The 21,090-nt window shown below is 71.0% G+C and carries 21 protein-coding genes; 13 read left to right on the plus strand and 8 right to left on the minus strand.

Annotation, left to right across the window (positions count from 1 at the left end; all coding sequences use genetic code 11):
* The first annotated feature begins 89 nt into the window (after positions 1-89).
* The 6 genes from EV385_RS28295 to EV385_RS28320 all read left to right on the plus strand — a co-directional run bounded on the left by EV385_RS28295 (position 90) and on the right by EV385_RS28320 (position 6,114).
* Positions 90-1,103, plus strand: a complete 1,014-nt coding sequence (locus EV385_RS28295; RefSeq protein WP_130512210.1) for an AraC family transcriptional regulator — start codon at positions 90-92, stop codon at positions 1,101-1,103.
* 71 nt (positions 1,104-1,174) lie between these two features.
* Complete coding sequence (locus EV385_RS28300) at positions 1,175-2,434, plus strand: acyl-CoA dehydrogenase family protein (RefSeq protein ID WP_130512211.1); 1,260 nt, start codon at positions 1,175-1,177, stop codon at positions 2,432-2,434.
* Positions 2,431-3,240, plus strand: coding sequence for an SDR family NAD(P)-dependent oxidoreductase (locus tag EV385_RS28305; RefSeq protein ID WP_130512212.1), 810 nt, complete (start codon positions 2,431-2,433; stop codon positions 3,238-3,240). The genes EV385_RS28300 and EV385_RS28305 overlap by 4 nt, the downstream gene beginning before the upstream one ends.
* Complete coding sequence (locus EV385_RS28310) at positions 3,237-3,983, plus strand: SDR family oxidoreductase (RefSeq protein WP_130512213.1); 747 nt, start codon at positions 3,237-3,239, stop codon at positions 3,981-3,983. Before EV385_RS28305 ends, EV385_RS28310 begins: the two co-directional genes overlap by 4 nt.
* Entirely contained in the window at positions 3,980-5,104 is a 1,125-nt protein-coding gene (locus tag EV385_RS28315) for a phosphotransferase family protein (protein ID WP_130512214.1), read from the plus strand. The genes EV385_RS28310 and EV385_RS28315 overlap by 4 nt, the downstream gene beginning before the upstream one ends.
* Positions 5,101-6,114, plus strand: a complete 1,014-nt coding sequence (locus tag EV385_RS28320; RefSeq protein ID WP_130512215.1) for an NADP-dependent oxidoreductase — start codon at positions 5,101-5,103, stop codon at positions 6,112-6,114. Before EV385_RS28315 ends, EV385_RS28320 begins: the two co-directional genes overlap by 4 nt.
* A 520-nt stretch (positions 6,115-6,634) precedes the next feature.
* On the opposite strand, the gene EV385_RS28325 is transcribed toward EV385_RS28320, so the two are convergent.
* Positions 6,635-7,078, minus strand: coding sequence for an SRPBCC family protein (locus EV385_RS28325; protein WP_130512216.1), 444 nt, complete (start codon positions 7,076-7,078; stop codon positions 6,635-6,637).
* A gap of 182 nt (positions 7,079-7,260) precedes the next feature.
* On the opposite strand from EV385_RS28325, the gene EV385_RS28330 reads away from it, so the two are divergent.
* Positions 7,261-7,692, plus strand: a complete 432-nt coding sequence (locus EV385_RS28330; protein ID WP_130512217.1) for a nitroreductase family deazaflavin-dependent oxidoreductase — start codon at positions 7,261-7,263, stop codon at positions 7,690-7,692.
* Positions 7,693-7,742: 50 nt separating this feature from the next.
* Here the strand turns inward: EV385_RS28330 and EV385_RS28335 are convergent, their stop codons facing one another.
* Both EV385_RS28335 and EV385_RS28340 read right to left on the minus strand, forming a co-directional pair.
* The gene (locus EV385_RS28335) at positions 7,743-8,384 is read right to left on the minus strand and encodes a biliverdin-producing heme oxygenase (protein WP_130512218.1); all 642 of its coding nucleotides are present in this window, start codon (positions 8,382-8,384) and stop codon (positions 7,743-7,745) included.
* A 43-nt stretch (positions 8,385-8,427) separates the two neighbouring features.
* Positions 8,428-9,405 carry an NAD(P)-dependent alcohol dehydrogenase gene (locus tag EV385_RS28340; protein ID WP_130513619.1) on the minus strand — a complete coding sequence of 326 codons (978 nt, stop codon included), beginning with the start codon at positions 9,403-9,405 and terminating at the stop codon, positions 8,428-8,430.
* 146 nt (positions 9,406-9,551) lie between these two features.
* On the opposite strand from EV385_RS28340, the gene EV385_RS28345 reads away from it, so the two are divergent.
* Entirely contained in the window at positions 9,552-10,259 is a 708-nt protein-coding gene (locus tag EV385_RS28345) for a TetR/AcrR family transcriptional regulator (protein WP_130512219.1), read from the plus strand.
* A gap of 53 nt (positions 10,260-10,312) precedes the next feature.
* Here EV385_RS28345 and EV385_RS28350 read toward each other — a convergent pair whose 3' ends face one another.
* Positions 10,313-11,041 (minus strand): endonuclease/exonuclease/phosphatase family protein, encoded by a 729-nt coding sequence (locus EV385_RS28350; protein WP_242625367.1) that lies wholly within the window; start codon positions 11,039-11,041, stop codon positions 10,313-10,315.
* A gap of 298 nt (positions 11,042-11,339) precedes the next feature.
* Here EV385_RS28350 and EV385_RS28355 point away from each other — a divergent pair, with 298 nt between their 5' ends.
* On the plus strand, positions 11,340-11,996 hold the full coding sequence (locus tag EV385_RS28355; protein WP_130512221.1) for a hypothetical protein: 657 nt from the start codon (positions 11,340-11,342) through the stop codon (positions 11,994-11,996).
* 137 nt (positions 11,997-12,133) lie between these two features.
* Here EV385_RS28355 and EV385_RS28360 read toward each other — a convergent pair whose 3' ends face one another.
* From EV385_RS28360 to EV385_RS28375, 4 genes are read right to left on the minus strand one after another with little or no spacing between them, the layout of a single operon-like run.
* The gene (locus EV385_RS28360; RefSeq protein WP_130512222.1) at positions 12,134-13,069 is read right to left on the minus strand and encodes an LLM class flavin-dependent oxidoreductase; all 936 of its coding nucleotides are present in this window, start codon (positions 13,067-13,069) and stop codon (positions 12,134-12,136) included.
* 13 nt (positions 13,070-13,082) lie between these two features.
* Positions 13,083-13,580: a hypothetical protein gene (locus tag EV385_RS28365; protein ID WP_130512223.1), complete on the minus strand. Its 498-nt coding sequence runs from the start codon at positions 13,578-13,580 to the stop codon at positions 13,083-13,085.
* Complete coding sequence (locus EV385_RS28370) at positions 13,577-14,464, minus strand: alpha/beta hydrolase fold domain-containing protein (protein ID WP_130512224.1); 888 nt, start codon at positions 14,462-14,464, stop codon at positions 13,577-13,579. Before EV385_RS28370 ends, EV385_RS28365 begins: the two co-directional genes overlap by 4 nt.
* Before the next feature lies 1 nt (position 14,465).
* Complete coding sequence (locus EV385_RS28375; protein ID WP_130512225.1) at positions 14,466-15,917, minus strand: MFS transporter; 1,452 nt, start codon at positions 15,915-15,917, stop codon at positions 14,466-14,468.
* A 171-nt stretch (positions 15,918-16,088) separates the two neighbouring features.
* Here EV385_RS28375 and EV385_RS28380 point away from each other — a divergent pair, with 171 nt between their 5' ends.
* The 4 genes from EV385_RS28380 (at position 16,089) to wecB (ending at position 21,059) form a co-directional block, all read left to right on the plus strand.
* Entirely contained in the window at positions 16,089-17,018 is a 930-nt protein-coding gene (locus EV385_RS28380; protein ID WP_130512226.1) for a helix-turn-helix transcriptional regulator, read from the plus strand.
* Positions 17,019-17,081: 63 nt separating this feature from the next.
* On the plus strand, positions 17,082-17,858 hold the full coding sequence (locus tag EV385_RS28385; protein WP_130512227.1) for an SDR family NAD(P)-dependent oxidoreductase: 777 nt from the start codon (positions 17,082-17,084) through the stop codon (positions 17,856-17,858).
* Between the two features lie 297 nt (positions 17,859-18,155).
* Positions 18,156-19,808, plus strand: a complete 1,653-nt coding sequence (locus EV385_RS28390; protein WP_242625117.1) for an FAD-binding oxidoreductase — start codon at positions 18,156-18,158, stop codon at positions 19,806-19,808.
* A 54-nt stretch (positions 19,809-19,862) separates the two neighbouring features.
* Complete coding sequence (gene wecB / locus EV385_RS28395) at positions 19,863-21,059, plus strand: non-hydrolyzing UDP-N-acetylglucosamine 2-epimerase (protein ID WP_130512229.1); 1,197 nt, start codon at positions 19,863-19,865, stop codon at positions 21,057-21,059.
* Positions 21,060-21,090 lie beyond the last annotated feature (31 nt).

The following is a 21,090-nucleotide window of genomic DNA, read 5'->3' on the forward strand; positions in this document are numbered from 1 at the left end:
GCGGTCGCTGTCACCAGCACAGCGGTGGTGACGCACCGTGCTGCCGCGCGCACGCGGCACCCGCACCGGGCGGCACATAGCCTGTAGGGGTGTCTCTGGTCCGTTCCGCCGGTCTGCAGAAGTTCCGGCAGGTCGTCGAGTCGCTCGGCGGCGACGCCGTCGGCTGCGCCCGGCGGGTGGGGCTGCCGGTGGAGGCGTTGGACACCGACGAGTTGCTGGTCGAAGACTCGAAGCTGGCGGCGGTCCTCGAAGTGGCGGCGGCCGAGCTCGGCTGTCCCGATCTCGGGCTGCAGGTGGGTCAGGCGCAGGACCTTAGCCTGCTGGGCCCGCTGGCGGTCGCGATCCAGCATTCGCCGTCGGTGGCCGACGCCCTGGAGTGCACGTCGCGCTACATGTTCGTGCACGCCCGCGATCAGAGTGTCTCGGTGGTCGACGACCCGGAAGGGGACCGCGGTGTGATCGCCGTCCGCTATGCGTTTCCGGGGGTACGGCCGCTGCCGCAGGCCACGGACATGACGGTGATGTTCCTGCACCGTACGGTGATGTTCCTGGCCGGCGGCCGCCAGTACGGGCTGAAGTCGGTCGATCTGCCGCACGGCCCGGTGGCGCCCCGGCGGCGGTACGAGGAGGCGTTCGGGGCGCGGGTGCGCTTCGGTCGTTCCGCGGCGGTGCTCCGGCTGCCGTCCAGCCTGCTGTCGCGCACGCTGGACGACGTCGACGCGACCATCCGGGGGCTGGCGCTGGCGTTCCTGTCGCAGCAGTCTCCCGAGTCGGGGGCGGCCGTGACGTCGCGGGTCCGCGCGACGCTCGACCAGTCGCTGGGTACCGGATCGACCGAGCTGGCCGATGTGGCCCGCCTGCTGGCCGTGCATCCGCGGACGCTGCAGCGGCAACTCGCCGCGGAGGGGACGTCCTTCGGCACCGTCCTCGACTCCGTGCGCCGGGCCCGGGCGCGCTCGTACCTCACCACCACGACCATGCCCTTCGCCCAGGTCAGCAACCTGGTGGGTTTCGCCGAGCAGGCGGTGCTGACCCGCTGCGCGAGGCGGTGGTGGGGACGTACACCCTCGCAGCTGCGGCGGGAGGCCCGGACCCGCGACTGACCTGTCGCGTACGATCAAAACCTTGTCGCGTACGATCAATTATTGTCCGGACCACCGCCTACGCTCGGGGCATGGATTTCAGTCCGTCTCCCCGGGCCGCCGAACTGACGGAGGCCGTCCGCGCTTTCGTCGAGGCCGAGATCGCCCCGGTCGAGCGTCGCCTGGACGCCCGGATCAGTGAGGCACGCCGGCACGGCGGCGGAGCCGACCTGTGGCGCGTGCCCGACGAGGTACGCGAACTGCAGCGCAAGGCACGTGCCCAGGGATTGTGGAACCTGTTCCTGCCGGCGGGACACGAGGGCCCGTACGCGGAACGGTTCGGCACCCGTGGGGGAGCGGGGCTGACCAACCTCGACTATGCGCCGGTCGCCGAGGCGACGGGCTGGTCGTCGCTGGCCCCCTACGTGTTCAACTGCAACGCGCCCGACACCGGCAACGCCGAACTGCTGCTGCGCTACGGCTCCCCGGAACAGCGCGACCGCTGGCTCGACCCCCTGCTCGACGGGCGGATCCGCTCGGCGTTCGCGATGACCGAGCCCGGTGTGGCGTCCTCGGACGCCACGAACATGCAACTGACCGCCGTGGTCGACGGCGACGACGTGGTCCTCGACGGCCGCAAGTGGTGGACGACCGGCATCGGCCACCCGGACTGTGCCGTCCTGATCGTCATGGGTCTCAGCGCCCCGGACGCCCCCAAGCACGCCCGGCACTCGATGGTGCTCGTCCCCGTCGACACCCCGGGCGTGAAGGTCGAGCGGATGCTCGACACCATGGGCTTCCTCGACGAGCCGTTCGGCCACGGCGAGGTGTCGTTCACCGACGTCAGAGTTCCCGCCACCCACGTCATCGCCGGCCCCGGCCGGGCATTCGAGCTCGCGCAGGGCCGGCTCGGGCCGGGCCGGGTACACCACGCCATGCGCATGATCGGCCTGGCCGAGCGGGCGCTGCACCTGGCATGCGAGCGCGGCCTGTCGCGCCAGGCCTTCGGCAAGCCGCTGGCAGACCTCGGCGGCAACCGCGAACGCATCGCGGAGGCCCGCATCGCCATCGACTCCGCCCGGCTGCTGATCCTGCACGCCGCCTGGAAACTCGACCGGTACGGGGCCGCGCCCACCGAGGTCAGCGCCATCAAGGTCGCCGCGCCGAACGTGGCCCAACAGGTCATCGACTTCGCCATGCAGCTCCACGGCGGCGCCGGTCTGTCCAGCGACTTCCCCCTGGCCGGCGCGTGGACCGCGGCCCGCGCGGTACGCCTGGCCGACGGACCGGACGAGGTGCACAAGGGCGTGGTCGCCCGCGCGGAACTCGGCAAGCACGGAGCGCGCCGATGAGCGGGCGTCGCGTCCTGATCACCGGCGGCGCCTCCGGTCTGGGCCGGGCCCTCGCCGAGCGCCTCGCGGCCCGTGGGGAGCGCGTGCTCGTCACCGACCTGGCGCCGGACCGGGAGGTGCCCGCCGGTGCGATGTACCAGCGCCTGGACATCACCTCCTTCGACGACTGGGCGGCCGCCCTGGACCGGGTCGAGCGTGACCTCGACGGTCTGGACCTGCTCGTCAACAACGCCGGCATCGCCGCGGGCGGCCGGGTCGATCGGCTCGACGACGCGCACTGGCGACGGGTTCTCGAAATCAACGTCCTCGGCACGGTCAACGGCTGCCGCATGTTCGCGCCGATGTTCAAGGCGCAGCAGCGCGGCCACATCGTCAACGTCGCGTCGATCGCCGGACTCACCCATCCGGCCGCGATGACCTCCTACGACGCCAGCAAGGCGGCCGTCGTCGCGCTGTCGGAAGGCCTGCGCCACGAGCTGCGCCCGTGGGGCGTCGACGTCAGCGTCGTCTGCCCGTCGTTCTTCCGTACCAATCTGGCCGCCTCCCTCGGCGGCGACGATCCGCTCATGGAGCGGATCGCCGCCCGGCTGATCGCCCGCGCGCCGCTCGACGCCACCGAGATGGCCGCCCGGGTCCTGCGCGGCGTCGACGCCGGACGCTTCCTCGTCCTGCCGGACCGGCCGGCCCGGATGGCGTTCTGGACCAAGCGCCTGGCGCGTCCGCTCTACGACCGCCGGATGATCGCCGCCGGCGCCCGGATCCGCGAGATCGAGCTCGGCGCGGACGCCGCCCGGGAGGCGTCGTGACGCGCGGCGTCGTCCTGATCACCGGCGCGAGCGCGGGCCTCGGTGCGGAGATGGCCCGCCAGTTCGCCGCGCTCGGCTACGACCTGGCGCTGTGCGCGCGGCGCACGGACCGGCTCGACACGCTCGCCGGCGAGATCCGCGCGGGCACCGGACGGCGGGTGGAGACGGCCGCGCTGGACGTCACCGACGCCGAGGCGGTCACCAAGGTCTTCCACACCTTCGCCGCCAGTTTCGGCCGGCTCGATCGCGTGGTCGTCAACGCGGGCATCGGCAAGGGCGCCCCGCTGGGCACCGGCCGGCCCGACGCGAACCGCGCCACGGCTATGACCAACTTCGTCGGCGCCCTGGCGCAGAGCGAGGCCGCCCTGGAGATCTTTCGCCAGCGCGGACGCGGCCACCTCGTCCTCATCTCCTCGATGTCCGCGCTGCGCGGCATGCGCCGCTCGATGACCACCTACGCCGCGACGAAGGCGGGCGTGGCGGCGATCGCCGAGGGTCTGCGCGCGGAACGCGTCAAGGGCCTCGACGTGTCGGTGATCTATCCGGGCTACATCCGCTCGGAGATGAACGCCCACGTCGAGCAGAAGACCCGCTTCATGGTGGACACGGAGACCGGTGTACGCGCGATGGTCCGCGCCATCGAGAAGCGGCGCGTCAAGGCGTACGTCCCGCAGTGGCCCTGGGTGCCCCTGGCCGCCGCCATGAAGGTGTTGCCGCTGCAGGTCGTCCGGAGGCTCACATGAGTGACCGGGAGGTGCGCGCGGAGGACGCCTTCGACACCCGCGCCGTGGCGGCCTGGCTCGCCGCGAACGCCACCGGCGCCGGGATCGACCTCACCACGGTTCCCGAGGTACGCCAGTTCTCCGGCGGCGTGTCGAACCTGACCTACCTGCTGCGCTACCCCGGTGGCGACCTCATCCTGCGGCGTCCGCCCAAAGGCAACCACGTCAAGGGCGCGCACGACATGGCCCGCGAACACCGGATCCAGACCCAGCTAGCCCGGCACCTGCCCTACGTCCCCCGCACCGTGGCCCTCTGCGAGGACGCCTCGGTTATCGGTACGCCGTTCTATGTCATGCACCGGATCGACGGACCGATCCCGCGCAAGGAGCTTCCCGCGGGCGTACGCCTGAATCGCGAACAGACCGCGACCCTGTGCCGCAACGTCATCGACCTGCTGGCCGACCTGCACTCGGTGGACGTCGCCGCCACCGGCCTCGGCGACCTCGGCAAGGGCGACGGTTACGTCGCCCGGCAGGTCGCCGGCTGGTCCGAGCGCTACCGCAAGGCCCGGACCCGCAACGTCGGCAGCTTCGAGGCGGTGATGCGCTGGCTGGACGAGCATCAGCCCGCGGAACGGCCGCACACGCTCGTTCACAACGACTTCCGCTTCGACAACGTCGTGCTCGACCCGGCCGATCCGACCCGCCCGATCGGCCTGCTCGACTGGGAGCTCGCCACCGTCGGCGATCCGCTGATCGACCTGGCCAACTCGTTGGGGTACTGGGTTCAGCCCGGCGACGGGCTGTTGATGCGGCTGTTCCGCCGCCAGCCCACGCACCTGCCCGGGATGATGACGAGGCAACAGGTCGTCGCCCACTACTGCGCCCGGACCGGCGCCACCGTCACGAACGCAGAATGGGCCTGGTACCAGGTCTTCGGCCTGTTCCGCGTCGCGGTCATCGCCCAGCAGGTGTATCAGCGGTACCTCAGCAGACAGACCACGAACACGAAGTTCCGGTTCTTCGGGATCGCCGTCGTCGTGCTCGAACTGCGCTGCCGCCGCATCATCCGCCGCGCCCGCAAGATGTCCCCGCACACCGCAGCCACCCGTATCTCGACGACCAAGGAGCCCTCCAGATGAGCCGTATCAACAGTCAGTACCGGCTGGCCGCCCGCCCCGTCGGGCTGCCGAAGCCCACCGACTGGGAGTACGTCGAGGAACCGGCCGCCGAGCCGGGCGAGGGTGAACTGCTGATCCAGACGACCTACCTGTCGCTGGACCCGGCCATGCGCGGCTGGATGAATGACGCCAAGTCCTACATCCGTCCGGTCGGGATCGGCGAGGTCATGCGCGCCGGCGGCGTGGGCCGCGTCGTCGCCTCACACCACCCCGGCTTCGCCGTCGGCGACCATGTGTACGGCACCCTCGGCGTGCAGGAGTACTGCCGGTCCGACGGTCGCGGGCTGACCAAGGTCGACCCGGCGCTGGCGCCCCTGCCGGTGTACCTCGGCGTGCTGGGCATGCCGGGCATGACCGCCTACTTCGGGCTGCTCGACATCGGCCGCCCGCAGGCCGGGCAGACCGTCGTGGTGTCCGGCGCTGCCGGCGCGGTCGGCAGTGTGGTCGGCCAGATCGCCAAACTCAAGGGCTGCCGGGTGATCGGCATCGCCGGCGGCGAGGCCAAGTGCCGCCTCGTCGTGGAGGAGTTCGGCTTCGACGCCTGCATCGACTACAAGTCCACCGACGTGCGCGCTGCGCTGCGTGCGGCGGCACCCGACGGCGTGGACGTCTACTTCGACAACGTCGGCGGCGACATCCTCGACGCGGTCCTGGCCCGGCTGGCCCGGGGCGCCCGCGTCGTCATCTGCGGGGCGATCTCGCAGTACAACGCGACTGAGCCGGTCAAGGGTCCGGCCAACTACATGTCCTTGCTGGTCAACCGGGCGTCGATGACCGGCATGGTGGTCTTCGACTACGCCGACCGGTACGCCGAGGCCGCCGCCGAGATGTCCGGGTGGCTGGCGGCCGGGAAACTTCGGTCGCGCGAGGACGTGGTGGAGGGCGGTGTGAAGGCCTTCCCCGAGGCCCTGCTGCGGCTGTTCAACGGTCAGAACACGGGCAAGCTTGTGCTCAAGGTGGCGGATGACTGAAGCGGGCGCAGGCCCGGCATGCTCTGTGCGGCGGCGCTGTCCACTGCAGACCGTAACCGCTACACCGCCAAGCATGCCGGGCGATGATGCGTCGAGAATCGTCGGCCGCGATGAACCTCCAGGTCACGCGCTTCGACGCCGCCGATCCCGCCCCTGACGATCTCGCGGGGCACGTCGAGCTCGCGCATGCCGCCCTGGCCGTCGACCGGCCGACCGACCCCGCTCCGACGTACGATGCCGTGGTTCGGGCCCTGACAACCTCATTCCTGGGCCGTGGAGTTCCGTCAGCCGAAAACGAGCACATCTCCGTCCTCGACATGCAGGTGCACCCGCAGTGGCGGCGGCAGGGTGTGGGGACGGCACTGCTGCGGGCCTCAAGGCCCAGATGCTGCACTGGGTTGTGGCCGAGCGGCCCAGCGCGCGACGCATTCATACCTCGAACGACGCGACCAACGTGTACGCCAGCTACGGAACGGTGGAGTTCCTGGTCGTACACCGAAGCAGCCGGGCGGCGACGCCTCTAGCCGGCGTCGTCCTGGGCGAACCTGTCCAGTGCGGAGGCGTACATTCGTGAGATCAGCCGGCCCATCGGGCCACGGTGCAGCAGGAACAGCATCGTCCTCTGCGAACGGGCACCCGTACTGGTCCACTCGACGTGCAGCCGGCTGCCCCCGTTGTCGCCGGGCGCGATCCGTACGAAACCCTCGCCACCGCCCCCGTAGCTGCTTTCCAGAACCGTCCAGCGGATCACGGCGGGTTCGGACCAGTCGTAGCGGACGACAACCCAGAACGGTGATCCGGGACTGCTCTCCCGGGCAACCGCCCAACTGTCGCCCCGCTCCCGTAACTCGTAGCTCTTCCGGTCGAGCGTACGGTTCCAGATTTGAGTTCTGCGTTCGCTGAAGTCCGTGAAGGCCCGGAGCGCCTGGTCGGGCGAAGCCTTGGTGTCGACGTCGAACCGCATCCCACAATCCGAGCAGACCCATCTCGAAGCGTCCAGTGGTTCGGGTCGTTATGCCCGGCCACGCACTCCGGGGTCACCCGTGCGGCGTCGTCTGCTCAGCCCATCAGGCCCTGGCCGTCCGGCATCACGACAAAATGGATGCGCGCCCCCCTTGCCGTACGAGAGAGCCGAGGCAATCCCCGATGAGCGACTGGAACGCCAAGATCATCGACGAGTTCCGCGCGAATGAGGGCCGGGTCGGCGGGCCGTTCACCGGCGCGCCGATGGTGCTGGTCCACCATCGTGGCCGCAAGAGCGGACGCGAACTCGTCAGCCCGATGATGTACCTGCCGCACGAGACCGACGACGATGTCATCTTCGTGTTCGCGTCCAAGGGCGGGGCGCCGGAGAACCCGGGCTGGTACTACAACCTCACCTCAGCCGGCCGGGCCACGATCGAACGAGGCTCCGAGACGTACGCGGTGGAGGTCCGGGAGGTGACCGGCGACGAACGCGAACGCCGCTTCGACGAACAGGCCCGCCGATACCCGGGCTTCGCCGAATACGCGGAGAAGACGGCCGGCATCCGCCTCATCCCCGTGCTGGAACTGACCCGTGCGGCATCCACCGGCTGACGCCGACTCGCTGAGCGATGGCGTGCCGAAGTGCGCCTCCTCGAGGTCCGCTACGCGGCCTGCGGGTACGCGGCCCCGAGTTGCTCGAATACCGCCGAGTTGAGCCGGAACGCCAGCCGCGCTTCCGCGACGAGGACCGCGAGGTCCTCCACCGGGTAGGGCAGCGCGTCCAGCCGTTCACGGTACGCGGCCTTGTATCCGCGTACGTCGTCGATCTGGTCGAAGGTGTAGAAGGCGAGGCGGGCCGGGCCGAGCCCGTACGCCTTGGCCACCGCACGCCCGACCAGCCGGCCCCCGCTCAGGTCGCCGAGGTAGCGCACGTAGTGGTGGGCGAGGAAGTGGACCGGCGAGGTGAAGCAGTGTTCGCGCAGCCGTGCGGCGTACCGCTGGGTCGCCTCGATGGGGGTCACGGCCGAGGGCCAGTCCGGGCCGTGCAGTTCGGCCAGGTCGGCCTCCAGCGCCGGCACCCGTGACAGCGCGGGGTCGGCGAAGGCGGCGGCGGTCCCGTCGGCGCCCATCCGGTCGGCCGCGTCCTCCAGGGCCCGGTAGATGACCAGGTACTGGGCGGTGAGCGCGACGAAACCGGCGAGCGGAATCCGGCCGTCCATCAGCCGGGTGATGAATGTCCTGGTCTCGGCCTCGCGGTGCTCGGCCATCGTGGCGCGGCGCAGGCGCGCGGCGAATCCCGACATCTCGGTGTCCTTCCTGATGGGTGCCGGTGGCGCTGAGCCGCGCTCACACGGTGATCACGACCTTGCCGCGGACCCGGCCGTCGAGCAGGTGCCGGATGGCGGCGGCGGCCTCGGCCAGCGGGTAGGTCCGGTCGACGGCGGCGGTGAGCTCGCCCGACGCGCAGAGTCGCGCGAGTGTGCCGAGGTCGGTGGCGTTCTCCGAGGTGAGGAACGAGCCGAGCCGCTGGCCGACGAACCGGGACAGCAGCTGTGCCCGAAGCTGGCGGTCGGTGCCGCCGAGCCAGCGCCCGCCGGTCTCACCGCCCACGATGACGAGCCGCCCGGCGGCGGTGAGGGCGCGGCGCAGGTCGGCCAGGCGCCGGTTGCCGCCGGTGTCGATGATGACGTCGTACCGGGTCCGGCCGTCGAGGGCGTCCTCGCGGGTGTAGTCGACCGCGCGGTCGGCGCCCAGGCTCCGCACCAGGTCGACCTTGGTGGTGCTGCAGACCCCCGTGACGTGGGCGCCGTCGGCCTTGGCGAGCTGCGTCGCGAAGGCGCCGACCCCACCGGACGCGCCGAGCACGAGCACCTTCTGACCGGCGGCCACCCGCCCATGCTTGCGTACGGCCTGCAGCGCCGTGAGACCGGAGATGCCGAGCGCGGCCGCCTGCTCGAACGACAGGGTCGCGGGCTTCACGGCGAGCTTGTCGGCGCGGGCGCAGGCGTACTCGGCGAACGTGGCGGCGCCGACGCCGAACACCTCGTCGCCCGGTTGGAGGCCCGTGACGTCGGCGCCGACCGCCGCGACCGTGCCGGCCAGCGCGCGGCCCGGGTTGGCGTACCGGGGCCGGCGCATGCCGAATCCGGCGGCCCGGACCGGATACGGCAGCCCGGCCATCAGATGCCAGGTGCCGCGATCGACGCTGGCGGCCCGGACGCGTACCAGCACCTCGCCCGGGCCGATCTGGGGCCGGGCGATCTGCGCCAGCCGCAGCCGGCCCTCGGGATCGGCGCCGTAGCGGTCCTGGACGACGGCGCGCATGGTCGGCGCCGCACCGGACGCGGCGCGGGCCTCGGACGGGTCGTGCCTGGTCGTGCTGTTCATCTGATCCTCCATCCCGGTGTCCTTACACCGTAAGGATGCGCCTTACGATGTAAGGTGTCAAGGCCGACGAAGGGATCCGCCCGATGGCCGAACGGACCAGCCGCCCCCGCGCCGCCCGGACACCGCTGACCCGCGACGCCGTGCTGCGCGCCGCGGTGGGCCTCGCCGACTCCGGCGGGCTCGCGGCGCTCACCATGCGCAAGCTGGGTGAGGCCGTCGGCGTCGAGGCGATGTCGCTCTACACCCACGTGGCCGGCAAGGAGGATCTGCTCGACGGGATGATCGACGTGGTGTTCAGCGAACTCGACCTGCCGGACGCGGGAGGTGATTGGCGCGGCGCGATGCGGCAACGGGCGATCTCCATCCGCCGGGCGCTGACCCGCCACCGCTGGGCGATCGGCCTGATGGAGTCCCGCACCAACCCCGGGCCCGCCACGCTGCGCCACCACGACGCCGTCCTCGGCTGCCTGCGCGCGGGCGGCTTCACCGTCTCGCTGGCCGGGCACGCGTATTCGCTGCTGGACAGCTACATCTACGGCTTCGCTCTGCAGGAGCGCGGGCTCCCGTTCGACACTCCGGAGCAGACCGCGGAGCTGGCGCAGGTCATGCTGGCGCAGTTCCCGGCCGACCGGTATCCCCACCTGGCGGAGTTCACCCGCGAGCGCGTACTGCGGCCCGGTTACGACTACGGCGAGGAGTTCACGTACGGGCTCGACCTGATCCTGGATGGGCTGGAACGGGCGGCGTCGACAGCTGGCTCGGCGCCTCCGGCCACCCCGGAGCGCCATTGACGGCCCGCTATGAATGGGTCAAGTACACCAAGTACTGACCTGACTGGCCGGCACTATTGGTCGGGGTTCGCCTCCAGGTCGGCCAGCACCGGCAGGTGGTCGGAGGCGATGCTCGCCGGTGGGGAGGTGAGCACGGTTACGGTGCGCGAGCGCGTGTCCGCGGAGTGCAGGACGTAGTCGATGCGCTGAGTGGGTGCCGGGCTCGCCGAGGTGTTTCCGGGCCCGGTGCCCGCCGCGGCCCAGCTGTCCACCAGGGCGTCGGTGAGGGCCCGTACCTCCGGTGTGGTGGGTTGGGCGTTGAGGTCGGCCAGCACGACGGTGTGCTGGGGCGTGCCGAGGATCTGCCGGATCGCTCGGGCCTGGACGAGCCGCTCGTCCGGATCGTCGTGCTGCAGGTGGGTGGCGTACACCCGCCACACGACGCCGCCGGCCTCGATCCGAACCCGCAACAGCCCACGCTGTTCGTGCGTGCCGGACCGGGGCAGGGGGATGTTCTCGCGGTCCGTGATGGGAAACGCCGAAAGGATCGCGTTGCCGAACTGGCGACGCCCCACGCCGGGGATGCACGGCGAGCGTTCGCGGTTGCCGCCGTACGCGACCTCCATGCCCAGCCGCCGGCCCAGCCAGCCGGCCTGGTCACGGAACCGGCTGCGGGCACCGAAATGCCGGTCGACCTCCTGTAGCCCGACCACATCGACGTTCGCTCCCCGGATGGCCGCGCCGATGCGGGCGAGGTCGACCCTGCCATCGACACCCTGGCCGTGCTGGATGTTGAAGGTCATGACACGCACAGCGGGGAAGGTACCCCCGCGATCTCTCGCCGTGGGTCGGTACACGCCGACGTCGCCTGGTCTGCTCGGCGGACCGGCCGCCCCCCGGCTTCTGAAAGTGGCGCATCTCGCACCTGGGACCGGAGTCCACGTACGTCCGAATTTTGTGTCCGGTTTCGCCGTCGCGAGGCGTGAGTGACGCCGGGTGCACGATAGCGGGGCGCCTACGGCGTGTAGGTCGGCGCGCTACACATGGTAGGGGCACCGCACCTTCGCTGCCGACCACCCATGACACGTCCTGGAGACCCCCGTGCCGCACCCGATCCCGTCTCGCCCCGACGGCTGGCAGCCGAAGAACGTCGTCGTGGAGGCGCTCGTCGCGCACTACCGGGGCGCCGCCAGCCGGACCGGGCCGGCCGAGGGTGGCGGCGAACTCGCCGCGCTGGCCGGGATGGCGTTGGTGCTCGGTGTCGGGTTGCTGCAGATGACCGGGTCCGTTCTGACCGCGGTGCTCATCCCCCTGGTGACCGCCGGGACGGGCGCGCTCGTCGTGATCGGGACGGCGAAACCCGCCGCCCCGCCCCCCGGCGTGGACGTGTTCGCCGCCCGCGGCGGCGCGGGTTCGCTGCCCGCCGGCTATCTGGTCAGCCCGGACGTGTGGGACCTCGGCATGGCGCAGCGAACCGTTGACGTGCCGGCCCCGCAGCTCCAGGCGGCGGCACAGCTGTGCCGGGAGTTCCCCGGCTCCGTCAACAGGCTCCTGGACATGGTCGCCACCATCGACGCGCAACGCGACGCCCAGACCGTCACCGACGAGGACCGGACGCGACGGATCGTCCGGGAGGTGTCGGTGGCATCGCAGCGCGCGCGGGCACCGAAGCCCACCGACCTTCTGGCGTTCGGGCCGCAACCGGCGGCCTTCGTGCAGTCCGGTGGCAAGCCCGCCGAAGCGCGCACGCGCGGGTGAGAGGCATGGTCAACATCAACTCGATCATCCGGGGCCGTTACCAGGGCGCGTCCCTCGGCGCCCTCCCCGAGGTGTAGTCAGAGGCCGACAACACGGTCCGCTCACGCCTCCTTTCCCGGGATCAGACGGAGGAGCTGTCAGGTCGCCGCGATCGCGTCCACGGGGCGCAGGTCGAACGCCGCAGCCAGCAGCTCATAGGTCCGCACGCGCTCGCCGAGATCCGGGAGCAGGGTGTTGACCATGATCTCCTCGACCCCATGCCGGGCGGCCAGTGCCGTGAGTTGCGTGCGTACCTCGCTGGGGTCGCCGACGACGATCGCCCGCCGATTCTGTGCGGCACGCTCGCATTCCGCGGCGCTCCACCGATGCTGTGCGGCGTGGCCCGAGCGCGGGAGCGGTTCCTGCGCGCCCAGGTCCTTACGGCTGCGCCACAGCAGGTAGTCCGCTGCCTGCGCCTGCGCGCGCTCGCTGGTCGCCGCCACGAAGACGCGCACCGCGAGGATCAGCGGCGCCGCGCTGCTCACCGCCCGGACACCCGCCAGCGCCGGACCGCTCGCCGCAGGATTGAGGAAGTGCCCGGCGCAGTAGCCGATGCCGTGCTGCCCGGCCAGCTCGGCCGCCGTGGTCCCGCTGCCCAGCAGCCAGACGCCGGGCCCGGTGCCGCCCCCGCGAGCGCCGCGCAACCGGGCGAGGCTGTCGCGGAGCAGTTCCAGCTTCCCCGGAAATGTGTACGCGGGGCCGCCGGCGCGGCCGAGGCCGAGGTCGACCCGGCCCGGGTGGAGATCGGCGAGCAGGTGGAACGTCTCGGCGACCTGGACCGGGTCGTGGCGTGGCAGCAACACACCACCCGTACCGATCCGCATCTGCGCGGTGTGCTGCAGCAGCACGGCGGCCTGCACCGCGGGCGACGTGCCGGCGAAGCTGGCGCTGCCGTGATGCTCGGCCACCCAGTACCGGCGGTAGCCCAGCGGATCGACGGCACGGGCCAGCCGGACCGTGTCGCGGACGGCTCGGGCCGCGTCCGCGCCGGCCGCGACGGGTGACTGGTCCAGGACGGAAAGGGTGAGGGTCACGGTCTGCTCCCCGTCATCCGCGGGTGGTGGCCGGCACGATCCGGTAGTCGCGCTGGAACACCAGGTTGTGCAGGTCCGCCACGACGATGGCGCGCAGGATGGGAACCTGGTCGGACGCGTCGGCGGCGGAGAACACGTTCATCGGCCAGTCGCGTACGGTGACGCCGCGCAGGTGGGGATGGTGGAAGCCGCGGCCGTAGTGTGCGATCAGGCCCAGTGCGGGCAGCCCGGTGGCCCGTTGTTCCGGCCAGCTCAGCGTCCATTGTGCGGACAGGCCGTCGGCGTCGTTCCGGACGCCGGTCGCCTCGACCAGGCCGCTGCCGAGCAACAGGAACCGGTTCGCCTCGTCGAGCACCTGCCGGGCGGCGGGATCCAGCAGCTCCACCGCCGTGGCGAACAGCCGTTCCTTCCCGGCCCGGTCGGTGGCCGTACCGTGGGTGCCGTCCCGCAGGTCGGCGAAGTGGCGCAGCAACGCCTCGTAGGGGTGGGTGCGCGCGTGTGTTCCGGTCATGAGAATGTCCTTTGCCGTGGTGGGAGGGTGACACCGGTGCGCTGGGCGAACGCGTGGGCCAGTGCGCGGCCCAGCCAGGACCGCAGCGAGGGGCCGCGGGGGCGGGCCAGGCGGGCCGGGACGGGTTCCAGGAACGCGCCGTGTGCCGTGCGGGCAAGCTCGAGGTAGCGCACGGGCACCCCGGCGGCGTGCAGCCGGCGCTGGTAGTCGCGGACGTCGTCGATGACGGGATCCAGCTCGCCGACCGCGATGATCGCGGGGGCCGCGCCGGTGAGGTCGGCGGCCTCCATCGGAGTGCTGTACAGCCCGCCGGAGCCGTCGGGGTGTTCCCCGCGGTAGCCACGCCAGGCGGCGGTGAGCGCGCCGGCCGCGGGGAACGCGCAGGGATCGCGGTGGTAGGAGTCCGCCCGGCACTGCGGATCGATCGGCGGATACGCGAGGACCTGTGCCGCGAGGTGACCGCCGGAGTCCCGCAGGACCAGGGCGGCGCAGGCGGCGATGGTGCCACCGGCGCTGTCCCCGCCGACGGCGACCTCGGTGGCCTCGCCGGCGGCCTGCTCCTGCGCCCAGGCGACGGCGGTGAGGAAGTCCTCGAGTGCGGCGGGATGCGGGTGCTCGGGGGCGAGCCGGTAGTCCACGCTGACCACGGTCGTTGCGGCGGCGACGGCGAGGTCGGCGCAGGCATGGTGCCAGGTCAGCGCCGACCCGTGATGCCAGCTTCCACCGTGGGCCCAGACCGTCCAGCCGTTGCGGGGGCCGGTGGGCCGCAGGATGCGGACGGGTACGTCCGCCCCTGGGCCGCTCACCTGGGTCGTGTACCAGCTGACGTCACACGTGCCGGAGCCGCGTGGTTCCCGGCGGACGGAGTGGTCGGACAGGCTCATCTCAGTTCCCGGTCGCCGGCGCGGTGACGGGCCGGGGGGTGCGCAGGAAGACCGACACGGCGATCGCGGTGGCCGCGCACAGCGCCGCGTTGACGCCGATGGCGGTCCGGATGGCGGTGAGGATGTGGGTGGGCGTCTCGGCGCCGAGCGAGGCGAGGGTGGCTCCCACGATCGCGGACATGACGGGGATGCCCATGGTGATGCCGATCTGCTGGCTCATGGTCGCCAGCCCCGCCGCGAGGCCCTGCTCGTGGTCGGGCAGCCCGGAGGTCGCGGTGACCATGAACCCCACGATGGCGACGAGGTTGGCGACGCCGCCGACGAACGTGGCGACCAGCAGCAGCGGCATCCAGTCGCGGGAATCGCCGAGGAGGACCAGCACCAGCGTCGCGGCGGTCTGCACGGCCATGCCGAACGCCAGGGCGCGCGGCGGGTTGCCGAGGCGGGCGATCACCTTTGGCCCGACGATGCCGCCGAGCACGGTGCCGAGACCGAGTACCGCGAACGACAGCCCGGCGGTCAGCGGCGAGAACCCGAGGACTTCCTGCAGGTACAGGGTGAGCAGGAAGACGAGTGACGTCTCGGTGGCGAATGCCAGGACGCCGGCGCCGTTGCCCCAGGCGACGCTGCGCTTGCGCAGGATGCGTACGGGCACCAGCGGTTCGGTGACGCGGCGCTCGATGCCGACGAACGCCAGCAGGAGCACGACGCCGGCGACGAGGCTGGCCCAGGTGCGGATGTCCGTCCATCCGTGTTCGCCGGCGCTGGTGAGGCCGTACACGACGGCCAGCAGGCCGGCGGAGACGGTCACGGCGCCCGGCACGTCCAGGCGGGGTCGCTGCTCGGTGCGGTTCTCGCGCAGCACCGCCGGGGCGACCACCAGCACGGCGACGGCGACGGCGACGTTGATGAAGAACGCCCAGCGCCAGCTCAGCAGGTCGGTGACGACGCCACCGAGGATGGCGCCGGTGGTGAAGCCGGCGGCCATCAGCGCGCCGTTGAGGCCCAGTGCCCGCTCCCGCAGTGATCCTTCCGGGAACGACGTGGTCAGCAACGACAGCGCGGCCGGCGTGACCGCGGCGGTGGCCAGCCCTTGCGCCACCCGGGCGGTGATCAGTACGGCCGGGTCGGTGGCCAGGCCGCCCACCAGCGAGGAGATCCCGAGCAGGGCGATCCCGGCCAGGAACAGCCTGCGCCGGCCGAAGATGTCCGCGACGCGGCCGAACAGCAGGGTGAATCCGGCCGCGCAGAGCGCGAACGAGGTGGCGATCCACTGCAGGTCCGGCAGGGAGAAGCCGACCTCCGCGCCGATCACGGGTAGGGCGACGTTGAGAATGGAGAAGTCCACGGCCAGGGTGAAGCTCGCCGTCAGCAGGACGGCCAGGATGAGGCGGTCACGTCCGCTTATGCTGGTGTTCCGCCTCTGGTCGCCGGCCTCGGTGACCGAGTCCATGCGTGTCAACGTGATGACCTCCACTCGTCAAGGGGGTGGCGGTGACCTCCGCCGAAGAACACTGTCGACCTGGGCGTACCGGGACAGCCAGGCCACTGCGCGGACTACGCGGAGCCAGACTGGTACTGGCAGGGACAGGCAGCGGACGACATCGATGGGCATGCTGGGACCATGCACAGTGACCACGGGGGTCGGGGCGAGCTGGCAGACTTCTTGCGAAGTCGTCGTGCCCGGTTGCGGCCAGAGGACGTCGGATTGGTTTCGTACGGGGCACGCCGGGTGCCCGGGCTGCGGCGGGAGGAACTCGCGCAGCTGGCCGGCGTCAGCCCCATCTACTACACGCGCCTGGAGCAGGGGCAGAGCACCAACGCGTCGGAATCGGTGATCGAGGCGATCGCCCGTGCGCTCGCGCTCACCGAGGATGAGCGCACGTACCTCCATGAGCTGGCCCGGCCTCGTCCGGCGAAGCGGCGCCGCGCGCAGCGGGCCGAGGCCGCGCGCCCGGGCATCGAGAAGCTGATCACCGCCATGAAGGACGTACCGGCCATCGTGCTGGGACGGCGCAGCGAGGTGCTGGCCTGGAACGAACTCGGCCACCTGCTCTTCGCCGGCCACTATGACCGCGCCGCGCCGCGCCGGGCGGTGGACCGGCCGAATCTGACCCGCATGCTCTTCCTCGATCCGCACACGCGGGAGCTCTACCGGCGCTGGGATGAGGAAGCCAGCCGGGCGGTCGCGTCCCTGCGTGTCGCCGCCGGGCGGTACTCCGACGACGCCTTCCTCACCGCTCTCATCGGTGAGCTCATCGTCAAGAGTCCGGAGTTCGCCGCCTGCTGGGCGAAGCACCCGGTGCAGGTCTGCGGCGCCGGCACCAAGTACCTGCACCACCCGGTGATCGGTGATCTGGAGTTGGACTACGAGGTCCTGCACCTGCCGGAGGATGACGGGCACCGGCTGCTGACGTACACCGCCGTGCCCGGTTCGAGTCATGCCGCCGCGCTGGAGCTGCTGAAGGCGTCGGCGCAAGCGGGCACCCCGGGCGGCACCCGCCCCGGGAAGGGCGCCGCCTCCGCGCGCTCGGGCGCCACAGCCGGCAGTTGAGTCCCGCCGCGATCGCCGTCGGCTGACTCCTATTCATCCGCATGTACGGGCAGGGAACGTGTCATGGATCTCCAGTTCAAGGGCAAGGTTTATCTCGTCACCGGAGCGTCCGCCGGAATCGGCGCCGCGACGGTCGAATTCCTCGTGCAGCAGGGAGCAACAGCCGTCGGGGTTGCCCGTTCGCCGATACCGGAACACATTTCCGGGTCGCCGAGCATCGCGATGGATGTGACCCATCCGGAGGCTCCTGATCTCATTGTCTCCGCAGTTGTCGAGCGTCATGGGCGGCTGGACGGCCTGGTCAACAATGTCGGCGGTGTCGATGTTTCGACCGGCTTCCTCGACATGTCCGACAAGCAGTGGCAGGCGACATTCGACCTGAACTTCCACGCCCTGGTGAGGATGTCCAGGGCGGCGCTGCCGTCGTTGTTGAAGACGGCTGGAAGCCTGGTGCACGTCGCCAGCGAGGCGGCGCGTTTCCCGGATCCGTCGATTCTTGACTATGCCGCGGCGAAAACGGCCGTGCTGGCGGTGTCCAAAGGGCTGGCGGCGGAGTTCGGCCCCCTCGGGGTCCGCTCGAACGTCGTTCTTCCTGGACCGACCCGGACCCGCCTGTGGGACGCTCCGGGCGGTTTCGCCGATCAGCTCGCCGAGCGGTTCGCGCTCCCTGCCGAGGAGGCCGTCGAGCACTTCGTGCGCGACGTGCGCCAGCTGCCCACCGGCAGGCTCGGCACGGCGCGGGAGGTCGCTCAGGTCATCGGCTACCTGCTGTCGCCGCTGGCGGCGCAGGTGACCGGCGCGGAATGGTCGGTGGACGGCGGCGCACTGCGCCAGTTGTAACGACATCCAGTACATCGGTTCAACATTCGTCACCGGCGGCCTCAGCCGCCAGTGACGATTTCGTTCGCCCGAATTCGATCCTCGCGATCGTGTAAATAGTAATACGATCTTTTCATTTGTGTCCTTCCTCACCTATCTCCGCCGATAGATCAGTTGACCACAGTGGACAGACTCTGTCAGGGTTTCAGCTGTCGGCTCGCTCGGCCGTCAATCATCCGCAGGAATTCGGCATTCCTCGACGTTCGCAGTCGGATGCCGACGCGGTTCGAAATCACAATCGATGGGGGAGAAGAAATCGTGATCGAATCGAATAGGCGTGCGTTTCTGGCCGGGACCGCAGCGGTCGGTGCGACCGTGCTGGGCGGCGAACTGCTCACCCCGGCGCCCGCCACCGCGGCGGGCGCGACGGCGCCGCGGGGCGATGTCATCACCGCTCGGGACCCCCGCTACGCCGACCTGACCACCGGCAACAACCAGCGCTTCGTCGCCCGGCCCGACTACGTCAAGATGATCCGGTCGACACCGGACGCCGTGCGCGCCGTGCAGGACGCCGTGGACAGCGGTAAGCGCGTCTCGGTCCGCAGCGGCGGCCACTGCTTCTCCGACTTCGTCTGCAACGATCAGGTGGAGGTCATCCTCGACCTGTCCGAGCTGGTCGCCGTGGGATACGACCCGGCCCTGCGTGCCTTCTTCGTCGACCCCGGGGCTCGACTGATGAACGTCTACGAGTCCCTCTACAAGGGTTGGGGAGTGACGGTCCCCGGCGGCATCTGCTACAGCGTCGGCGCCGGAGGGCACATCGCCGGCGGCGGATACGGCCTGCTCTCGCGTGCGCACGGGTTGGTGGTCGACCATCTCTACGCCGTCGAGGTCGTCGTCGTCGATCGTGCCGGGCGGGCCCGGGCGGTCCGCGCCACGCGCGAGGCCGACGACCCCAACCGCGACCTGTGGTGGGCGCACACCGGCGGCGGGGGCGGCAACTTCGGCGTGGTCACCCGGTACTGGTTCCGTTCCCCGGGCGCGAAGGGCAGCGAGCCGTCGGCGCAGCTGCTGGCCGCACCGTCCGAAGTGCTGGTCAGCGCGGTGGAGTTCCCCTGGGACCAGCTCGACGAGAGCAAATTCGTACGCCTGGTGCGCAACTTCGGCGAGTGGCACGCCCGCAACAGCGCTCCCGATTCGCCGTACGCGCCGCTGAGCAGCCTGTTCAACGTGAGTCACCGGGCACACGGCAGCCTCGGGATGTTCACCCAGATCGACGCCGCCGTGCCGCGCGCCGCCGAACTGCTGGACGACTACCTGCGCGCCATCACCGCCGGGGTCGACGTGACCCCCCAGCCGGCGGTGCGGCCGATGGGCGAACTGCCCGCGCTGCCGGACTTCGTCAAGCCGCGCCGGCTGCCCTGGCTGCAGGCCACGCGACTGGTCGGCACCAACAACCCGACCATCACCAACCCGACCTCGCGGGGCGTGCACAAGTCGGCGTACATGAAGCAGAACTTCACCGACGCGCAGGCCCGCACGCTGTTCCGGCACATGACCCGGGACGATTTCCACAACCCCGACACGATGCTGGTGCTCTTCTCGTTCGGCGGGAAGGTGAACGCGGTCGACACCCACGCGACCGCCAACGCCCAGCGCGGCTCGATCTTCAAGATGTGCTTCCAGACGTTCTGGCCGGATCCGGCCGACGACGCCTTCTACGTCGGCTGGGCACGGGACATCTACCAGGAATTCTTCGCCACCACGGGTGGGGTTCCGGTCCCGGGCGACGCCTACGAGGGCTGCTACATCAACTACCCGGACAACGACGTCGCCGACCCGGCGCACAACTCGTCGGGTGTGCCGTGGCCGCTGCTCTACTACCGCGGCAACTACCCGCGCCTGCAGCGGGCGAAGCGGCGGTGGGACCCACGGAACATCTTCCGCCACGCGCTGTCCATCCAGCCCTGATGAGTGCCGTCCCGTCCGTCCACCAATCACGTGCTTGCCCGTACGGGAGAAATCATGCAGAAGACGGTCGCCGTCGTTTTCGGAACGCGGCCCGAAGCCATCAAAGTCGCCCCCGTGATCCGCGCGATGCGCGACGACCCACGGTTCCGTCCGGTCGTGGTGTCCACCGGCCAGCACCGGCAGATGCTCGACGAGACGTTGCAGGTCTTCGGAATCACCCCGGACGTGGACCTGGACATCATGGCACCGCGGCAGTCGCTGTCCGAGGTGACCTACCGCGTCATCCAGGGACTGGTGGGGCTGCTGCCCGACCTCGCCCCGGACGCCGTCATGGTGCACGGGGACACCGCCACCACCCTCGCCGGGGCGATCTCCGGGCACCAGCACCGGATCCCCGTCATCCACGTGGAGGCGGGACTACGCAGCGGTGACGCCCGGTCGCCCTTTCCGGAGGAGGCCAACCGGCGGCTCGTCGGCCAGATCGCCGCGCTGCATCTGGCACCGACTCCCGGCAACGCCGCCAACCTGATCCGCGAGGGCATCGACGAGTCCACGATCGTGGTCACCGGCAACACCGTCATCGACGCCCTGCGCTGGTCGGCCGAACTCGCCCCGGCCGAGGGGGCGGACGAGCCGCTCCTCGACCTCGACCGTGAGCCGGGCTGGGTGGTGCTCGCCTCGGCGCACCGGCGCGAATCCTGGGGCAAACCACTGCCCGAGATCGCCAAAGCCCTGTGCGACGTGGCGGACCTCGAGGACGTCCGGGTGGTGGTGCCGCTGCACCGCAACCCGGCGGTACGCGACGTGATGCTGCCCATCATCGGCGAGCACCCACACATCACCGTCCTCGACCCGTTGCCGTACCTGCAGTTCTGCCGTCTCATGCGACGCAGCGACATCATCGTGTCGGACAGCAGCGGCGCGGAGGAGGAGGGGCCGGCCCTGGGCAAGCCCACCCTCGTGCTGCGGGACGTCACCGAGCGCCCGGAGGCGGTCCGGGCGGGCACGGCCCGGCTGGTGGGGCGTACCCGGGCCGGAATCGTGCGCGAGGTGACCAGGCTGATCAACGACCCGGTCGCCTACGCCGCGATGGCGGAGTCCGTCAATCCCTACGGCGACGGCTACGCCACCGAGCGGGTGCTGGACGCCATGGGGCACTTCTTCGGCATGGGGCCGGCCGCCGCCCCTTTCATCTCGGGCCTGCACCGCACCGCGCTGAGCCCGGTCGGCTCCCTGGCCCACGTCGCCTGACCGCGACCCACCGCACACCGTCAGACAGGAG

The organism is Krasilnikovia cinnamomea (genome assembly GCF_004217545.1).
Taxonomy (GTDB): Bacteria; Actinomycetota; Actinomycetes; order Mycobacteriales; family Micromonosporaceae; genus Actinoplanes; species Actinoplanes cinnamomeus.